Raw genomic sequence first — 18215 nt, forward strand, 5'->3', positions numbered from 1 at the left:
CACCCAAGCGTATCCAAGGTACTAATTCATATATTGTTGTAAAAGCTCAAAGTAAGACAGATAAACGCCATGCTTAAAATCGCAAGCTCAACCAATTTACTAAAACTTAATAGCAGGAAACAAAACAAAAGCTCTCTGGGAAAAAGTACGGACTTGAATTATTGGCAGTACAATGGAAAAGAAAAAATATGCAAGGTGAAAGCCATGAGACGTTGTATCAGTTTGTTTGGCAGAGGAAGCTTAGCGGTCAGCAAAAAAATATAAATTACAAAACACTAAATAGACAAAAAAGCCTGAAAAAAGAAGGCTAGAACGAGTCAATTTCAAAGACTCCAGAGGATTTTTACCTAATAGAACAACAATTATAAAAGATGAATTCGACTATACTTGATTACAATCCTTCAAAGTAGCCGCTCTGATATCTGCTGCTTGAACCTGGTCCTACCAAAACAAACATTTTAGTATTTTGGACCTTTATAAACTTCAGTGTATTTTTCTTGCCCTTTTGCCAAACTCGACGAATCGCAAAGCAAAAATTGGGCTAAATTTGATTTTTGAAAAGCCATTTATGTCAATTAAAATTAGACTTTGGATGCTCGTTAGCATCGCGCTCCCCCACATCCTGAATAGCCAGAATGTATTGATCAGTAATGAGCACAACCCGAATGAGCCTTCGATAACTCTGGATCCGAAAAATCCAGCCAGGATGATGGCGGCTTCAAATATCAACAATTACTATATCAGCACAGATACCGGCAGAACTTGGACAGCTTCAATTCTAAAATCCAGTCTAGGAGTATGGGGGGATCCTTGCCTCGCTGTGGATACTGCAGGAAATTTTTATTTTTTTCACCTTTCTAACCCAGATACCGGCAATTGGATAGATAGGATTATATGCCAAAAGACATCTGATCATGGGAATACTTGGAACGATGGCAGTTTTACCGGTCTCAATGATGAGAAAGCGCAAGACAAGCAATGGTGCGCAATTGATCCTGTGACAAACACAATCTACTTGACCTGGACGCAATTTGATGTTTACGGAAGCAGCAATCCAAATGATAGCAGTACGATTCTGTTTTCAAAGTCAATCGATGAAGGCGAGACCTGGACTACTCCCATAAGACTTAACCAAATAGCTGGAGACTGTGTGGATAGTGACAACACCACAGAAGGGGCAGTTCCTGCTGTGGGGCCGGAAGGAGAAGTTTATGTCTCATGGGCCGGTCCGAAAGGTTTAGTTTTCAATCGTTCCTTTGACGGTGGAAAAACCTGGTTGCCTCATGAATCACAAATTGACCCCATACCCTTTGGTTGGGATCATAATGTCAGCGGCATATTTAGAGCAAATGGTCTTCCCATCACTTTGTGTGACCAAAGCAATGGCCCAAACAGGGGAACTATATACATTTGCTGGGCAGACCAAAGGAATGGAGAGAATGATACTGACATTTGGTTTGCAAAATCAACCGACAAAGGTGACCATTGGTCAGCCCCACAGAAAATAAATGATGACACTGGAACGGCTCAACAGTTTTTCCCTTGGATGACAATTGATCAAACCAATGGGAATTTGTATTGCATTTTCTATGATCGGAGGAATAGGAAAGGAGACAGTACTGATGTGTTTCTTGCCTTTTCAATTGACGGAGGACAAAATTTCACCAATAAAAAAATAAGTGATTCTCCATTTGTACCTAGTCCAAATGTTTTCTTTGGTGATTATACAAATATTACGGCACACGCTGGAATCGTGAGACCTATCTGGACAAGATTACACAAAGGCCAGTTGAGCATTTGGACAGATTTGCTGACACACGATAAACTCTTAAGTTCACAAACCAATGATGATCTGTCGGTTACCAAGATCGATTTCGAAAACTACCCTAACCCGGGATCAGAATACACATTGGTATCATATAAATTGCGAAAATCCAGCAAAGTCAGTATAATTTTAAAGGATTTAGGAGGTAATACCATTTATAAATTTCTCGATCAGGAGCCAAAAGAATATGGAAAATATGTTGAAAGACTTGATACAGGAAAACTGCAGCTCACGAGCGCTACCTATGTATTGCAAATCTATCTTGGGAATCGCCTGTATGAATCTCGAAAAATAATAATTCATTCGGATAAATAAGCGTTTAAACAATTAACAAATGCGCCATGATATTTATATGATGTCTTTTTGATATTTTGCAATAAAGATATCTTAAATTAGTAAAAAAAAGCGTTCTTTGCATAAGATTTGAATTTTATTGATAGAACCAACCAAAAGTATAAAAGTGTCAGAATCAAATTATATCCCACGATTTCATAATGTTAATCATACCGATTTCAACAGAGCCATTAGAACAAAAGTGCAGGCTTATTTCGAATCAAAAAGGAAATCTCAAACCGGGAATTGGAGCTTATACTTCAAAGCGATCTTGCTCTGGCTTTCATATTTTTTGCTTTACACGCAATTGGTGTTTTTCACTCCAAACCCATGGCTCGGCATTTTAGAATGTTTGGTACTCGGCGTTTTGACAGCCGGTATTGGATTCAATGTTATGCATGACGGTGGGCATGGCTCATTCAGCAATTCAAAATTCATTAACTTTATTGCAGCAAACTCAGTTAATTTATTGGGAGCAAGTGCTCTGATGTGGCACACTAAACACAATGTCATCCATCATACTTATACTAATATTGCAGGAGTAGATGATGATATCGATCTCCAGCCTTTTGTAAGAATGAGTCCAGCTCAGGGCAGGCACCTTTTACATAGATTTCAATTCATCTATGTTTGGATGTTGTATCCTCTGCTTTTGATATTTTGGGTATTCTATTCTGATTTCCGAAAATATTTCTCAGGAAAAATTGGTGTCATAAAAATCCAAAATTTTAAAATAACACAACACTTTACATTTTGGCTGGCAAAAATCGTTTACTTTGTCATCATGCTGGTGATACCTATTTATTTTGTTGGATTTCTGCCTTGGCTGATCGGGTACTTGGTACTGAGTTTTACTGCAGGTTTAATTTTGAGCGTAGTGTTCCAGTTGGCGCATACTGTTGAGGTAGCAAGCTTTCCGGAGCCAACCGAGACCACACATGAAATTGAAAATGAATGGGCCATTCATCAGGTAAATACAACGGTTAATTTTGCTACAAAAAGCAAAATGGTTTCCTGGTTCGTGGGAGGTTTAAATTTTCAGATCGAGCATCATTTATTTCCAAAAATTTCGCATGTTCACTATCCGGCTATCAGTAAGATCATCCGGGAAACTTGTGATGAGTTTCAAATAAAATACAATGAATATTCCAATGTATGGAATGCCATTGTTTCACATACGCGCCATCTTAAAAAAATGGGAATCGCATAGATAAATATCGACCCAAGAATTTATGTGTAAGATATAATTAGGGTAGTAATCATTATTTTTTAAAAATATTTATCTTAATCTTATTGATCTGAACCATAATCAGGCAAACCCTTAAGCATGAATTATACTCAAGGGAATATCTAAGAGCTAGACATTTTGAAAATAATCGGATCAAATTAATAATCGTAAATTTTATTTCATTGAAGATGTCTAAAATACTAGCTGTTTCTAATCTAAGAGACCAGGTTTATTTCACTCATCTGCTTTTATAGCCAAACAGTGATTGTTGGATAATTTATACAAAAAAATGGAATCTTAGTGAGATCTACTTGCTAATCTTGACTGAGATCCAATTTTCCATTCCTAAAAGAACGTCGTTTTAGATATTCAATAATTCAAATAAACCTGTGTTGATACCTAACTCTAAAATAGAAATTTTCAAATAGAGATCAGACTGTACGATTCTTAAAGTTCTCGATTTAGGAATAATATTTATTTTTGCTTTTTTCAAAGTGCATTACACGAGGAGAACAACGTTTTAGATTATTCGTAGTCAGTTCCATTTTGGATCCAACATAAGCCAACTAAATATTTCTTGAATTACGACTAAGTGGATTGCTCTCCTGCTTGGAGTGTTAGTCATTCCTTTGCTATGGTTTTGCACGATGCCTAAGTTTGACTCAGACTAGTGAACCGAGAAGCATATATTCGCGTTTTCTGCATGATTATGAATCGAAAAAGGTTTATCCAATCTTTGGCGTTATTACCAACATTTGGAGCTATGTACAAATTATACGATCTCTATAAGACCGGGCAGGAATTGCCGAATACGGATTTAATGCCAGCATTGTTTTTGGGTCATGGCTCTCCTATGAATGCCATCGAGGAAAATGAGTTTGTCCAAGGTTTTAGAAAGATCGGTCAAGAAATTTCAAAACCGATAGCAATACTTTGTGTGTCAGCTCATTGGGAAACCAATGGAACCCAGGTGACTGCAATGTCCAATCCTAAAACGATCCATGATTTTGGTGGATTTCCACAGGCTTTGTACGAGGTACAGTACCCTGCTCCAGGCTCTCCTGAATTAGCCCAAGAGCTGAGCCAAAAGTTGATATCCACTCAAAAAGATATGTCCTGGGGATTAGATCACGGGTGTTGGAGTGTGGTAAAACATCTCTATCCACATGCGGATGTTCCTGTAATTCAATTGAGTTTGGATATTAGAAAATCGGCTTCAGAACATTACAAATTTGCAAAAGATCTCAGCTTTTTAAGAAGAAAAGGAGTCTTGATCATTGGAAGTGGCAATTTGGTTCACAACCTTGGTATGGTTGCATGGAATAAACTGAATGAAGATTATGCTTTTGATTGGGCTCAACAAGCTTCCAATTGGATGAAGGAAAACATCACCAACCACAACCATCTATCTCTGGCCGATTATAAGAGCCAAGACAAAGCTATTCAACTTGCTATTCCGACTCCTGAACATTACATTCCGTTGCTTTATACTTTAGCTCTTCAGGAAAAGAATGAAAATGCCACTTTTTACAATGACAAAGCTGTAGGTGGTTCACTCACTATGACTTCAGTAAAAATATCTTAATCTAAATACTGAATTAAAGCGATTTGATCTCAGCAACCAATTTGGTCAGAGTATCTTTTGCATCTCCAAACAACATGTAGGTTTTTGGTTGATAAAAAAGCGCATTGTCAATGCCCGCATAACCTGCTTTCATGGATCGTTTCATGACGATCACGTTCTTAGCTTGTTCAACCTCAAGGATTGGCATTCCGTAGATAGGTGACGAAGGATCAGTTTTCGCAGCTGGATTGACTACGTCATTTGCACCAACGACCAACACAACGTCTGTGGTGTTAAATTCAGGATTGATGTCTTCCATCTCTACGAGTTTATCATAACTTACGTTGGATTCAGCAAGAAGAACATTCATGTGGCCCGGCATTCGACCTGCTACCGGATGGATAGCATATTTTACTTCAACTCCCGAATCTTCAAGCAATGACTCCAATTCATGACAAATGTGTTGGGCCTGAGCCACGGCTAATCCATATCCAGGCACGATGACAACTTTCTTTGCATACTTCATCAATATCGAAGCATCGGATCTGGCAATTTCTTTAGTTGAACCTCCAGTAGGACCCGCAGCAACACCGGTAGAAGCAGCACCACCACCAAAATTACCAACAAGTACATTCAATAGCGACCTATTCATGGCGTTGCACATTGCTACTGTCAATATGGTTCCTGCAGAGCCAACTAGGATTCCTCCGATTAACATTACATAGTTATCATATAAAAATCCACCACAAGCTGCCGCTACTCCTGTGAAAGAGTTGAGCAAAGAAATCACTACAGGCATATCAGCTCCTCCGATAGGAAAGACAAACAATATTCCATACATCAATGATAATGCAAGGATGATGTAAAACCATAGACTGCCTGAAACTATACCTAGATAAAATAATACTGACAGTACTAAAATAGACAAGAGAAGCCCGATATTGAAAACTTGTTGACCCGGTAAATTATAATCATTGATCTTTCCTTCCAATTTACCGAAGGCAATAATTGAACCGGCAAATGAAATGGATCCTATCACCAATCCTGCCAAAATGACTATAATTTTTGCGGAGGAATCAACAGTTGATCCTGTTTCTTGCAATTGCATCAAATGATTGTACTCAATTATGGATATCAAAGCAGCACAAGCTCCTCCCATTCCATTAAAAAAAGAAACCATCTGAGGCATGGAAGTCATTTGGACCCTCTTTGCCATGATCCAACCAACAATGGTACCGATAATCAACGCAACAAAAATCCAAATGAGATTATGCAATGAATTCCCATGAGCATCCCGATAGAGAAAAATGGTTGCAAATATAGCAAGGACCATTCCACCAGCTGCAATCAAGTTTCCCTTGCGAGCAGTATCCGGCTTGGACAACATTTTCAAGCCGATCATGAAGGTTACGGATGCAATCAAATAAATTAGTACCAGTATAGATTCCATTATTTCTTTTTCTTAAACATTTCTAACATTCTGTCTGTGACGACAAATCCACCAACAACATTGAGTGTGCCCAACACCACAGCTATGAAGCCTAGCACCAGGCTTAAAGTTCCATGTGCTTGGCCTGTCACTATTATCGCTCCGATAATGACCACGCCATGTATGGCATTAGCCCCTGACATCAAAGGTGTATGCAATACAGAAGGTACGTGTGATATCAACTCGATCCCTACGAATATCATGAGAATGACAAGGTATATCATCTCAATATTGGAGCGTATAAAATCTAAAATTCCCATGATTATGACTTTAAAATTTTACCATTATGCACGATCAGAGTTCCCGATGTAATTTCTTCCGACAAATCCCATTTGAATTCTGACTTATCAGCGAGATGTAGCAATAAATTTTGCAGGTTTTTGGCATAGAGTTCACTCGCATTAGTAGCTAAAGTAGAGGGAAGATTGCCCAGTCCAACAATTTTTACACCATGCTTGACAACGATTTTGTCCAGCTCTGAACATTCGCAATTTCCACCTTGTTCTACCGCCATATCGACTATGACAGAACCATACTTCATATTTTTTACCTGTTCATCAGTGATCAAAACAGGGGCTTTTCTACCCATTACCTGTGCCGTAGTTATCACCAGATCAGCTTGATATAATGACTTATTGACAGCTTCTTTTTGCTTTGCCAAATATTCTGCGGTCACTTCTTTTGCATAGCCACCTTCTACTTTAACACCATCATCTTTAACCGTAATAAATTTTGCCCCCAATGACTCTGCTTGTTCTTTGGTTTCAGGCCTGACATCTGTAGCTTCTACAACCGCACCCAATCGTTTTGCCGTTGCAATTGCCTGGAGTCCTGCCACACCTACTCCGAAAATCAAGACTTTAGATGGAGTAATAGTCCCTGCAGCTGTCATCATTAAAGGAAATATCCGAGTCATATTTTCTGCACCTAATATGACTGCCTTATATCCTGCAAGATTACCCTGCGAACTCAATACATCCATACTTTGAGCACGGCTGATTCTGGGGATAGCATCCATTGAAAATGCAGAGACGGACTTTTCCGCAAGCTTCTTTACATACTCAGGATTGGTCAAATGATACATCAAACTCATTACGATTTGACCGGCAGACAACATTTGGATTTCGCTTTCTGTGAAGTGGTTGATTTTTACCACTACTTGAGCACCATGTATGCAATCACCTGCAGTAAGTTTGATGGAAGCGCCTGCAGCTTCATAATCCGAATTTTGAAATGCAGAGGCTTCTCCTGCAGACGACTCTACGTTTACTTCAAAACCCTTTGCAAGTAATTGTTTTACAATATTTGGTGTCAGAGCAACCCTTTTTTCACCAGGTCTGCCTTCTTTTAATACAGCTATTTTCAAAGCTAAAAAAATTTAAGGTGCAAAAGTACTTGGTTTCACCCAAAGCGCAAAATATATAACAGGTATTAAAGAGAATTTCCTCTTCTATGAATCAAGCTTATTAAAGTTAGCTCTTTGGGAAATAAGATCCCTCCATAGAAACATGCAATGTCTTCCTTTTTAAGTGAGATCAATATCCAAAATTGGTATTCTATGCGCCTCAAGCCTAGAATGAACGTTCTATAATGAGCTGGATAAATGGCTTTATACCTTCAGAACATACAGGATCAATGGCTCCGATTTCATCAATTAATGTCCAGATTCTATCAGAATACTGGGATTCCACATTTGCCACTCTATCCTTGATATTATACTTTGAATAGATTTCAATTGCTTCAGCAAATCTCAAATCTGCCGGGCAGTTAGCTGAAAACAGAAATTCAAGTCTGATCTTGTCTTTACTGTCTGCAGCTGCTAATGCCTCTAAGAAAAGTATGTTCTTTTTTCCTGCCAGTATATCTCCCCCCCTCCTTTTTCCGGTTAAATGCGTGTCACCATACAAGTCCAACCAATCATCTTTTATTTGAAAACACAAACCCGTCTCAATTCCTAGTTGATAAAACAATTTGCACATCACTGTTGATTGGTTGCCAAGAGTGCAAGCCATTTGAAAAGCACAAGCCAAAAGAACGGCTGTTTTCAATTTTATCATCTCAAGGTATTCATTCGTAGAAGGAGTGATGAGGGAATAGTCCATATCCATAGCTTGACCTTCACAAATTTCCCTTGAAGTTGTCATGAAAAGATCTAGAATATTAAAGTGTTTTCCGGCTTCGGATATCCACTTGGTAGCTTCAATCATCATTACATCCCCTGCCAAAATGGATGCGGGGACACCATATTTGATATGGACGGCTGTGTGCCCTCTTCTTGTGGTAGCCTCGTCCATGATGTCATCATGAATTAGAGTAAAGTTGTGAAAATATTCCAAACCTAAAGCAGCTTTCAGTGTATCTTGATGGTTTGCTCCACACAAATTTCCACAGTACAAAACTGCAAGAGGCCGTATCTTTTTCCCAGGAAGATCCATCATGTAACGGACCGGCTCGTAAAGCGAAGTGGGTTGGAGATGTTTTACATTCTGTCTGTAAAAATTTTCGTAAATACCTAATAGCTCTTCAAATGAACTTACATTTGCTGACATGAGGGGCATTTATATTTTCCTGAAATACTGGTGGCTGGTTCCACTCTACTTAAGCAATTTTTATGGATGCAAGGTAAGTGAAAAAGCAGACTTGATTTTCGTAAATGGAAATATCTTCACTGCTGACGATAGTATTCCATTCGCTTCGGCTATTGCAGTTAAATCTCACAATATCATAGCGGTTGGAGAAACTGATCTAATCTTGAATTACAAAACTGATCAAACTACAGTAATTGACCTAGGAGGTAAATTTGCTATGCCTGGTCTACATGAAGGCCATGCACATTTTTTATCTCTTGGAAAAAGCCTGAATAATCTTCAACTCCAAAATGCACGAAATTGGGACGAAATAGTGTTACTTGCCAGTCATTTTGCGGAAAAAATCGATTCCGGTGCATGGATAGAAGGCAGAGGTTGGCATCAGGACAAATGGGACAAACCAGTTCATCCTTCTGTAAACTCATATCCTTACCATGATCAACTATCCTCCTTTACAAGTAAAAATCCTGTGGTCCTCATTCATGCTTCCGGTCACGGATTAATAGCAAATCAAATGGCGATGGATATTGCGGGAATCAGCAAAGAAAGTGTAGCTCCTGCTGGAGGTAGAATAGTAAAGGATGATCGCGGCCAAATAACAGGAGTATTCGAAGAAAATGCAATGGAATTGATCACAAGACCGCTGAGAGAATTTCAAAAGAAAACTTATCAGGAAAAGATTAAAGTGTATGCTCAATCTGCTACAGAAGAAGCACTCAAATATGGAATAACCAGTTTTCAGGATGCCGGAGTAACTTTAGAAGAGTTGAATGCATTATACCAGATATTTCAGGAAGGAAAACAAAAGATCAAACTTTCTTTCATGCATTTTGATAATTATCCTGAAATCATGCGCACCATTGATCAAATCCCATTTCACTCCTCCAATGAAGACATGTTTTCATGCAAGTCTATCAAACTTTACATAGATGGAGCATTGGGTTCCTATGGGGCATGGCTGCTGAGTCCCTATGCCGACAATCCACAAAGTACCGGTCAGAATACTATGACTATTTCATCCATTGATTCTGTGGCAAAAATATGCTTTGATCGCAAACTCCAGTTGTGTACTCATGCCATCGGGGATCGGGCCAATAGAGAGGTGTTAAATATTTTCAGATCCTACCCAAATCCAAATCTGAGATGGAGAATTGAACATGCCCAGCATATCGATCCCAGTGATATTCCAAGATTTGCAGAGCAAAACATTATTGCTTCTATACAGGCAATTCACTGTACCAGTGACGCTCCTTTCGTTAGCAAACGTCTTGGCATCCAACGTGCGAAGGAAACCTCCTACAAATGGAGGAGCCTTCTGGATCACCATGCGAGGCTAGCGAATGGTACTGACGCGCCAGTGGAAAGCATAAACCCTTTTGAGTGTATCTATGCTTCTGTCACACGGCGACGTCTGGACAATGATTTGGTATTTTTTCCAGAAGAATCCATGACAAGAGTTGAAGCCTTGAAATCATATACTATTTGGAACTCATATGCATCATTTCATGAAAAAAGAACAGGCAGTTTGATTCCCGGCAAATCTGCCGATATCATCGTTTTAGACAGAGATTTGCTGCATTGCAAGGAAGCTGACATTCCCGGGACGCAGGTATTATCAGTTTATTTAAATGGAATTAAAATTAGATAATCCAAAACTCAAATCATATAACGAATAAGTTATCAGCCGCTCCGAATGAAGCAGAAAATTTTCCTATTGGAATCAACTAGTAATTACAAAATTAAAGATCTAAATGAAAAATATTCTTCAATCCTGCCGGTCTGGCAAGATGGAATCCTTCTCCATAGTCCACATGGATCCATCTACCCATTACACGCGAAGCTGAGCGGACAAATTCCATAAATTCTTTTGAAGAAATTGGAGAATTTGGTTCTGTAGATTCAGGATTATAAAATTGGGATTTGAAGCAAGAAATAAGTTTTATTTTTTTGTCAATATACTTTGAGATATCCATGACAAAATCAGGCTTTTCTTGATGATCTTGAATATAATGGTATACAGCCTGCGGACGCCATGCTTCTTGAAGCTCTTGATTCCATTCAGTTTCAATTTTGATTAGACCTGAATAAAAACAGGCGTCTCTAATCAATTTAGCTGCTCTGCCATGGTCCGGATGTCTATCTGACAAAGCATTTGCAAAAACAATTTTGGGTTTGGAGGCTCGAATGATCTTCACAATAGAAACTATGTTTTCACTATTATATTCAAAAAAACAATCATCTAAATCCAACTGATACCTGAAAGCTGCACTCATCAGTTTAGCCGATTGAAATGCTTCCTGAGTGCGAATTTCTGCATTCCCTCTGGTTCCTTTTTCACCCCGGGTAAGATCCAGTAGTCCAACAGTATTTCCTTGATCAATCTGCAAAGCTAATGTGCCACAACATGCCAACTCCACATCATCCGGATGAACACCTATTGCTAAAATATCTACTGGTTTTACTTCTTTCATAACCATTTTATCAATGCCGATCCCCATGTGAAACCACTGCCAAAGGCAGCCAAACAAACTAAATTTCCTTTATGAACTTTTCCGGCTTCCCAAGCCTCAGCAAGTGCAATCGGTATGGATGCTGCCGTTGTGTTACCATATCTCTGAATATTGTTCCACACCTGTTCATCTTTCAAGCCAAGTTTCTTTTGAACGAACTGACTGATTCGAAGGTTGGCTTGATGCGGCACCAGAAGATCAATATCTGATTTAGTAAAGGATGTTTTGTTCAATGCCTCCTCAATGACCTCAGGAAACTTGGTTATTGCAGTTTTAAAAACCAATTGACCATTCATATTGGGAAAAATGTCCTGATCTTCCCACATTTTTTCGGTCAGAAAAATCCCGCCGTATTCTTGTTCAGGATAACCAAACCTTTCTTTACCCAAGTGATAACCGCCATGACAACCCGGATTAATAAAAGCTAATTCTTCAGCATGAGTACCATCGGCATGTAAATGAGTAGTAAGGATGCCACCTTCTTCTCTTGTCGGTTGCAACACAACCGCTCCTGCACCATCACCAAAAATCACGGTAACATTACGCCCTCTCGTGGTAAAATCCAAACCCATAGAATGCATTTCTGCCCCTACCAACAATATATTCTTGTATTGTCCGGTTTTGATGAACTGGTCTGCAATGGACAACCCGTATATAAAACCAGAACACTGATTTCTAATGTCCAATGCACCACATTCAACGCCTGTCATTTTAAGCTCGCGCTGCAGCAAAACGCCACATCCGGGAAAAAAATAATCAGGACTTAAAGTTGCGAAAATGATAAAATCTATCTCCTCTTTCTCAAGACCAGCTCTTTGAATGGCAATTTCAGCAGCTCTTGCTGCCATGGTTGTTGTGGTCTCCAGATGTGGGTTGCCATACCTTCTTTCCTGAATTCCTGTACGCTCTATTATCCAAGCATCAGTTGTATCCATGATAGCTTCGAGATCACTGTTCTTTACAATTCTTTCAGGAACATAATATCCCAATCCGGCCACTTTGGTTTTTGTATTCATAATTGTAGAATTCATCTATTTCCCAAAGCTAAATACACATATTAATCAGATAATCAGTAAATGCCATGCAGAAATGACAAATGTAGATCATTATTGTTGGCTCCACAAACCCTATGGTACACTTTATAAGTAACAACTGATTACAATAATAATCCTTGATCAGGTTTTCTTTTCTTTCTTTTTAGCAGCCGGAAACAAGACATTATTCAAAATGAGTCTATACCCCGGAGAATTCGGATGTAGGCTCAGATCCGTAGGCGGATCACCTACCTGATGCTGATAATCTTCAGGATCATGTCCAGCATAAAATGTCCAGGTACCGTAACCAAATGTACCATGTATATACCTTACTTCATCAGCTGCCTTTGTGTCACCTAAAATAAGCACATCCGGCTTCACGAATTCTTTTCTAAATGCAGTGGTTTGTCCCATAAATCCTTTCACTGTTCGGGTGTGATTCTGGGTCAACATAGTAGGAACGGGGTCCCATTTGGCTGAAAAGTCAAATAAATTAAAGTAATCGTTATCTGGACTTATCCTCCTGAATCTGGTATTATCTATTGAAGAAAATTCGTATTCCAATGGATTATCCACTAAAGTAAAATCCCTGAAAGCGAATGTTTTCAAAAAGTCAAGCTTTGAACCTGCGCTCAAATCAGCTGCGTCACCATCAAAGTATTGTGCACAAATATCCAATCCTTCTGCTGAAAGAGCGATATCATAGGAATCCGTAGCAGAACACATAGCAAACATGAAGCCTCCTCCTCCTACATATAATTTTATACTTTTAGCAACCGCCAATTTCAGTTGAGATACTTTTTCAAATCCTAGTTCAGCAGCAAGACGCTCTTGCCTTTTTTGATTCTCTTGGTACCACTCCTGATTGTGATAGTTTGCATAAAATCGCCCATATTGACCTGTAAAATCTTCATGATGTAGATGCAACCAATCATACTTCGCAAGCATCCCAGTGACAATCTCCTTGTCATATATTTTATCGAATGGGATTTCTGCATAGGTAAGGGCAAGAGTTACAGCATCATCCCATGGTTGAATCCGCTCCCCCCTCTCGTTGAATTCCGGTGTATAAACAGCGATTTTCGGTACTTTTTCCAATTTCATTACCTCCTGATTGATTTCAGGGTCAGAAATCTCAAGTCGAATTCGATCAAACTCAGCGTCGGAGATGATTTCATAACTCACTCCTCTGGTGATACATTCCTTTTCAAATGTACGTGTGTTTGGAAAAGCAAAACTTCCCCCTCGGTAATTCAGTAACCAGTATGCCTCAACTTGATTAGAAATTACCCAATAACAAATACCATAAGCTTTCAAATGATCCTTTTGCTTAAGATCCATGGGTAAAAGCATATACGAAGCGGATAAAGTTATGCTGTACAAAAATATCAGTCCAACTGCGCTATATTTTAGCAGTTGGATGCGAAGCGGTCTGTATTTTGACAAGATGATAAACAATTGGCGCAACAAATTGTCTGAATGGAAGCTTTGCCACTTTGGCGTAGAAGCATTCTTCGAAAATGACGATATTTGCATGTCCTTTCTAACGCAAAATGGATCAATTTAGTTTTCAGTACCCGACTTGGTTTCTTTTCCTTTGTATAGGAGCGGCTTTATTCGTTTCCCTTCTCGTGTATTACAAATCAAGGCAATTTTCTGAACGGCCTTTCTGGCATAAATTGATTTTAGCATCTCTACGTTTTTTAGCCAGTTTTTTGATTTTCTTTTTGCTGCTCCATCCCCTATTCAAAAAATATGAACAAGATATCAAGAAACCCTTAGTTGTCATAGCACAGGATATGACTGCTTCGTTATGTGTGCGGGATTCTCAGTGGATGTCCGACTACTATAAAGATCAAGAAAAGGAGTCCGATAAATGGAAACAAAAATATGATGTCAAGTGGCTGGGATTTGGCGATCATATTGTCACTGAATTTTCTCCCTACTGTAATCACAAAAAAACAAATATCACTCAAATTTTTGACAATATTCAAGATCAGTCAGACCTTCAAAATTTAAAAGCTGTTGTCTTGTGTTCAGATGGAATTTATAATGCTGGCAAAAATCCTCTTTATCATTCCTTGCTTAGCGGTGTAAAAGTACATACTGTATTGCTAGGTGACAGTACTCAAGAGAAAGATTTGAGAGTACAGCGGATTTTTCATAATGAAATAATTTACACAGGTGATCAATTTGCAGTGGAATGCGATATACAGTCATCATTTTCTAAAGGCAATAAGTACAATGTCAGACTCAGTCAGTGGGATAATGGCAAATGGAAAACATTGAAAGAAAGCATCAGGAATATTGAAAGTGATTATTCATTCCAAACAGAGGAATTTGTCATTCAGGCTGACAAACCGGGACTTCAGAAATTTCTAATCCAGTGTTCGTCAATCTCAGGAGAACGGAATACGAGAAATAACAGTAGAGAGTTCTTTGTAGAATTTTTGGACGCTAGAAAAAAAATCCTGATCTATGCGCAATCCGCTCATCCTGACATAGCAGCAATGCGTGAGGCTCTACTGAGCAATAAAAATTATGAAGTTGATGTCAACTATACCGGATCTTCGATCCAAGGAATAGAAAAATATGCATTGGCGATCTTACACCAGTGTCCTTCTTCTGCATCGGATGATTTATCACAAATACAGAAACTGAAAAATGCAGGTGTCCCTTTACTTTATATTATAGGAGCTCAAACGGATTTGAATTCATTCAACAACATTCAGGATATTGTCCAAATTACCGGCAGCAACAAATCCATGAATGATGCTCAAGCAGTATTCAAAAAAGGTTTTTCTGCCTTCACAATTTCAGATCAACTTTCTCAGACCTTTGATAGATTGCCACCACTTTCAGCCCCTTTTGGCAATTATAAACTAAATCCAAACGCTCAGGTATTTTTATTTCAGAAAATTGGAAAAATAGAAACAAATTATCCATTATGGATCATGCAAGATCAAACCGGATCTAAATCAGCAGTGATTTGCGGAGAAGGATTATGGAAATGGAAATTTAACAACTATTTACAAGAGAATAATTTTGAACTTTTCTATGAAATTATTTCTAAAACGGTACAGTTCACATCGACAAAAGATGATAAACGCAAGTTTAAAGTTAGTCAGAATAAGCGATTGTATGATGAAACTGAAAATATAGTACTGAATGCTGAACTGTATAATGATAATTATGAACGTATCAATGAGCCAGATGTCAATTTTCAACTTTTTAAAAATACAGGAGAAAAATATCCTTACACTTTTGGGAAAAAAGACAATATTTACGAATTACAATTGGGCAATCTGGCTGCAGGTGATTACTCTTACAAAGCTGAGACATCGTGGAACGGAAAATCATGGACCCAGGATGGCAAATTCAGTGTCAGTAAATTAGATATTGAAACCGAAAATGTGATGGCAGATCATAATCTCTTAAGGTCCATATCTGAAAAAACGGGCGGTATTTCCATCCTCAAAAATAATTGGCAAGAACTTACAAACAATTTGCTTCAAGAGGACAACAGCAAACCTATCGTGTATCAAACATTACATATCAAAAGTCTGCTCGATGAAAAAATCCTCTTTTTTCTGATATTTTTACTCCTCGCGTTAGAATGGTTTTTGAGACGATTTTGGGGTAGTTATTAATATAGCAATTAAAATTTCGGTAGTATTTTAAATTAAGTTAAACACGATTAATCTGGGTTAGAAATAAATTTCGCAAATAAAACTAATCATTTAATTTGAGTACGTCGAGAAAGGCTTTCTGCGGGACTTCAACCGAACCAATTTGTCGCATTTTCTTCTTACCTTCTTTTTGTTTTTCCAATAATTTTCTTTTACGGGAAATATCTCCACCATAGCATTTGGCCGTTACATCCTTTCGCATTGCAGAAATAGTTTCTCTCGCAATAATTTTTCCACCAATCGCCGCTTGAATTGCAATGACAAACTGATGCTTAGGAAGCAATTCTTTCAACTTTTCGCACATACGTCTTCCTACTGATTCAGCCTTAGTTCTATGAACCAGGGCAGTTAATGCATCCACATTATCACCATTCAGTTTCATATCCATCTTGATAATATCAGATTTCCTATAATCTATTGGATGGTAATCAAATGAAGCGTAACCTCTTGTCGAAGATTTCAGTCGATCGTAAAAATCAAAAACAATCTCTGCAAGTGGCATCTCAAATTGGAGTTCAACACGCTCCGTAGTCAGATAATCCTGTTTCATCAGAACACCCCTTTTATCCATACAAAGTTTGATAATGGTGCCGATGTATTCTGGTTTTGTAATAATTTGAGCTTTGATATATGGTTCTTCGACAAACTCAATGTGGTTGGGTTCAGGAAGATCATTAGGCGTATGGATCACCAGATCTTCACCGCTCGTTGTCCTAGCTTTGTAAGATACGTTGGGTACAGTAGTAATCACTTCTTGATTGAATTCCCTCGACAAGCGCTCCTGTATAATCTCCAGGTGCAACATCCCAAGAAATCCACACCTGAATCCAAAACCCAGTGCAATGGAAGTTTCTGGCTCATATACAAGGGAGCTATCATTGAGTTGCAGTTTTTCGAGACTGTCTCTCAAGTCTTCGAAATACTCATTTTCAATTGGATAAATTCCGGCGAATACCATGGGCTTGACGTCTTCAAATCCTTTAATTTCTTCGCGACAAGGATTTGCAGAAAGGGTAAGTGTATCCCCCACTTTAACTTCTTTTGCCTCTTTAATACCTGTAATAATATACCCTACATCACCGCATTCAATTTGAGACTTAGGAAGCAAATTCATTTTCAAAATACCGACTTCTTCAGCTTCATACTCCTTGCCTGTATTGAAAAACTTGACTTTATCTCCTTTTTTCAACAAACCATTCAATATCCTGTAATAGACAATAATGCCTCGGAAAGAATTAAATACCGAGTCAAAAATAAGAGCTTGAAGTGGTGCTGCCGGGTCACCTTTAGGTGATGGAATTCTATTGACAATAGCTGCCATCAATTCTGGTACACCAATTCCCGTTTTTCCACTTGCGAGAATGATATCTTCTTTATTACAACCTATCAGATCAATAATTTGCTCAGAGACTTCATCAATCATTGCGCTCTCCATGTCAATTTTATTAAGCACAGGTATGATTTCAAGGTCGTGCTCTATGGCTAAGTATAAATTTGAAATCGTCTGAGCTTGTATTCCCTGCGTTGCATCTACCAAAAGTAGTGCTCCTTCACAAGCAGCAATAGAGCGGCTGACTTCATAAGAAAAGTCCACATGGCCAGGAGTATCAATGAGATTGAAGGTATACTTTTTTCGGTCAGTATGTTCGTAGTTCAACTGAATTGCATGGGCTTTTATAGTAATTCCCCTTTCCCTTTCAATATCCATATCATCCAGAGCTTGTGCCTGCATATCACGCTCAGCAATAGTCTTAGTATATTCCAGTAATCTATCCGACAAAGTACTTTTGCCGTGATCAATGTGTGCTATGACACAAAAATTTCTAATCAAATCCATGGTCCGATTTCTAAACCGCAAAAATAAACATCTATTGGAGCTCTGATGCTAAGTTTTTGAATATCTTTTATTTATATATTTGCTTTATTTACTAACAAAAACTCCAATAATAAGTTAT

General features: G+C 38.4%; 13 protein-coding genes. 5 read left to right on the top strand and 8 right to left on the bottom strand.

Features of this window, described 5'->3' with window-relative positions; all coding sequences use genetic code 11:
- Positions 1 to 568 precede the first annotated feature (568 nt).
- The 3 genes from IPI99_12705 to ygiD all read left to right on the top strand — a co-directional run bounded on the left by IPI99_12705 (position 569) and on the right by ygiD (position 4971).
- Positions 569 to 2140, top strand: a complete 1572-nt coding sequence (locus tag IPI99_12705; GenBank protein ID MBK7341375.1) for a glycosyl hydrolase — start codon at positions 569 to 571, stop codon at positions 2138 to 2140.
- Positions 2141 to 2303: 163 nt separating this feature from the next.
- Complete coding sequence (locus IPI99_12710) at positions 2304 to 3368, top strand: acyl-CoA desaturase (protein MBK7341376.1); 1065 nt, start codon at positions 2304 to 2306, stop codon at positions 3366 to 3368.
- 727 nt (positions 3369 to 4095) lie between these two features.
- Complete coding sequence (gene ygiD / locus IPI99_12715) at positions 4096 to 4971, top strand: 4,5-DOPA dioxygenase extradiol (protein ID MBK7341377.1); 876 nt, start codon at positions 4096 to 4098, stop codon at positions 4969 to 4971.
- 13 nt (positions 4972 to 4984) lie between these two features.
- Here ygiD and IPI99_12720 read toward each other — a convergent pair whose 3' ends face one another.
- The 4 genes from IPI99_12720 to IPI99_12735 form a co-directional block, all read right to left on the bottom strand.
- Complete coding sequence (locus IPI99_12720) at positions 4985 to 6400, bottom strand: NAD(P)(+) transhydrogenase (Re/Si-specific) subunit beta (protein MBK7341378.1); 1416 nt, start codon at positions 6398 to 6400, stop codon at positions 4985 to 4987.
- Positions 6400 to 6702 carry an NAD(P) transhydrogenase subunit alpha gene (locus IPI99_12725; protein MBK7341379.1) on the bottom strand — a complete coding sequence of 101 codons (303 nt, stop codon included), beginning with the start codon at positions 6700 to 6702 and terminating at the stop codon, positions 6400 to 6402. The genes IPI99_12720 and IPI99_12725 overlap by 1 nt, the downstream gene beginning before the upstream one ends.
- Positions 6702 to 7805, bottom strand: a complete 1104-nt coding sequence (locus tag IPI99_12730; protein MBK7341380.1) for a Re/Si-specific NAD(P)(+) transhydrogenase subunit alpha — start codon at positions 7803 to 7805, stop codon at positions 6702 to 6704. The genes IPI99_12725 and IPI99_12730 overlap by 1 nt, the downstream gene beginning before the upstream one ends.
- A gap of 205 nt (positions 7806 to 8010) precedes the next feature.
- The gene (locus tag IPI99_12735; GenBank protein ID MBK7341381.1) at positions 8011 to 8988 is read right to left on the bottom strand and encodes a polyprenyl synthetase family protein; all 978 of its coding nucleotides are present in this window, start codon (positions 8986 to 8988) and stop codon (positions 8011 to 8013) included.
- Here IPI99_12735 and IPI99_12740 point away from each other — a divergent pair.
- Positions 8987 to 10675: an amidohydrolase gene (locus IPI99_12740; GenBank protein MBK7341382.1), complete on the top strand. Its 1689-nt coding sequence runs from the start codon at positions 8987 to 8989 to the stop codon at positions 10673 to 10675. The genes IPI99_12735 and IPI99_12740 overlap by 2 nt on opposite strands.
- A 91-nt stretch (positions 10676 to 10766) precedes the next feature.
- Here the strand turns inward: IPI99_12740 and bshB1 are convergent, their stop codons facing one another.
- The 3 genes from bshB1 to IPI99_12755 form a co-directional block, all read right to left on the bottom strand.
- Positions 10767 to 11525 carry a bacillithiol biosynthesis deacetylase BshB1 gene (bshB1, locus tag IPI99_12745; GenBank protein ID MBK7341383.1) on the bottom strand — a complete coding sequence of 253 codons (759 nt, stop codon included), beginning with the start codon at positions 11523 to 11525 and terminating at the stop codon, positions 10767 to 10769.
- Positions 11495 to 12568, bottom strand: a complete 1074-nt coding sequence (locus IPI99_12750) for a ketoacyl-ACP synthase III (protein ID MBK7341384.1) — start codon at positions 12566 to 12568, stop codon at positions 11495 to 11497. Before IPI99_12750 ends, bshB1 begins: the two co-directional genes overlap by 31 nt.
- A 144-nt stretch (positions 12569 to 12712) precedes the next feature.
- Positions 12713 to 13987, bottom strand: coding sequence for an asparagine synthetase B (locus IPI99_12755; protein ID MBK7341385.1), 1275 nt, complete (start codon positions 13985 to 13987; stop codon positions 12713 to 12715).
- A 137-nt stretch (positions 13988 to 14124) separates the two neighbouring features.
- On the opposite strand from IPI99_12755, the gene IPI99_12760 reads away from it, so the two are divergent.
- Positions 14125 to 16221 (top strand): hypothetical protein, encoded by a 2097-nt coding sequence (locus tag IPI99_12760; GenBank protein ID MBK7341386.1) that lies wholly within the window; start codon positions 14125 to 14127, stop codon positions 16219 to 16221.
- A gap of 82 nt (positions 16222 to 16303) precedes the next feature.
- Here IPI99_12760 and lepA read toward each other — a convergent pair whose 3' ends face one another.
- Positions 16304 to 18097: an elongation factor 4 gene (lepA, locus tag IPI99_12765; GenBank protein ID MBK7341387.1), complete on the bottom strand. Its 1794-nt coding sequence runs from the start codon at positions 18095 to 18097 to the stop codon at positions 16304 to 16306.
- Positions 18098 to 18215 lie beyond the last annotated feature (118 nt).

Source organism: Saprospiraceae bacterium (assembly GCA_016710235.1).
Lineage (GTDB): Bacteria > Bacteroidota > Bacteroidia > Chitinophagales > Saprospiraceae > Vicinibacter.

What these genes read in the sequence shown, in the direction of transcription:
- IPI99_12705 (MBK7341375.1), top strand. Translation starts at nt 569, where the DNA reads ATGTCAATTAAAATTAGACTTTGGATGCTCGTTAGCATCGCGCTCCCC.
- ygiD (MBK7341377.1), top strand. Translation starts at nt 4,096, where the DNA reads ATGAATCGAAAAAGGTTTATCCAATCTTTGGCGTTATTACCAACATTT.
- IPI99_12720 (MBK7341378.1), bottom strand. Translation starts at nt 6,400, where the DNA reads ATGGAATCTATACTGGTACTAATTTATTTGATTGCATCCGTAACCTTC.
- IPI99_12740 (MBK7341382.1), top strand. Translation starts at nt 8,987, where the DNA reads ATGAGGGGCATTTATATTTTCCTGAAATACTGGTGGCTGGTTCCACTC.
- IPI99_12735 (MBK7341381.1), bottom strand. Translation starts at nt 8,988, where the DNA reads ATGTCAGCAAATGTAAGTTCATTTGAAGAGCTATTAGGTATTTACGAA.
- bshB1 (MBK7341383.1), bottom strand. Translation starts at nt 11,525, where the DNA reads ATGGGGATCGGCATTGATAAAATGGTTATGAAAGAAGTAAAACCAGTA.
- IPI99_12750 (MBK7341384.1), bottom strand. Translation starts at nt 12,568, where the DNA reads ATGAATTCTACAATTATGAATACAAAAACCAAAGTGGCCGGATTGGGA.
- IPI99_12760 (MBK7341386.1), top strand. Translation starts at nt 14,125, where the DNA reads ATGGATCAATTTAGTTTTCAGTACCCGACTTGGTTTCTTTTCCTTTGT.
- lepA (MBK7341387.1), bottom strand. Translation starts at nt 18,097, where the DNA reads ATGGATTTGATTAGAAATTTTTGTGTCATAGCACACATTGATCACGGC.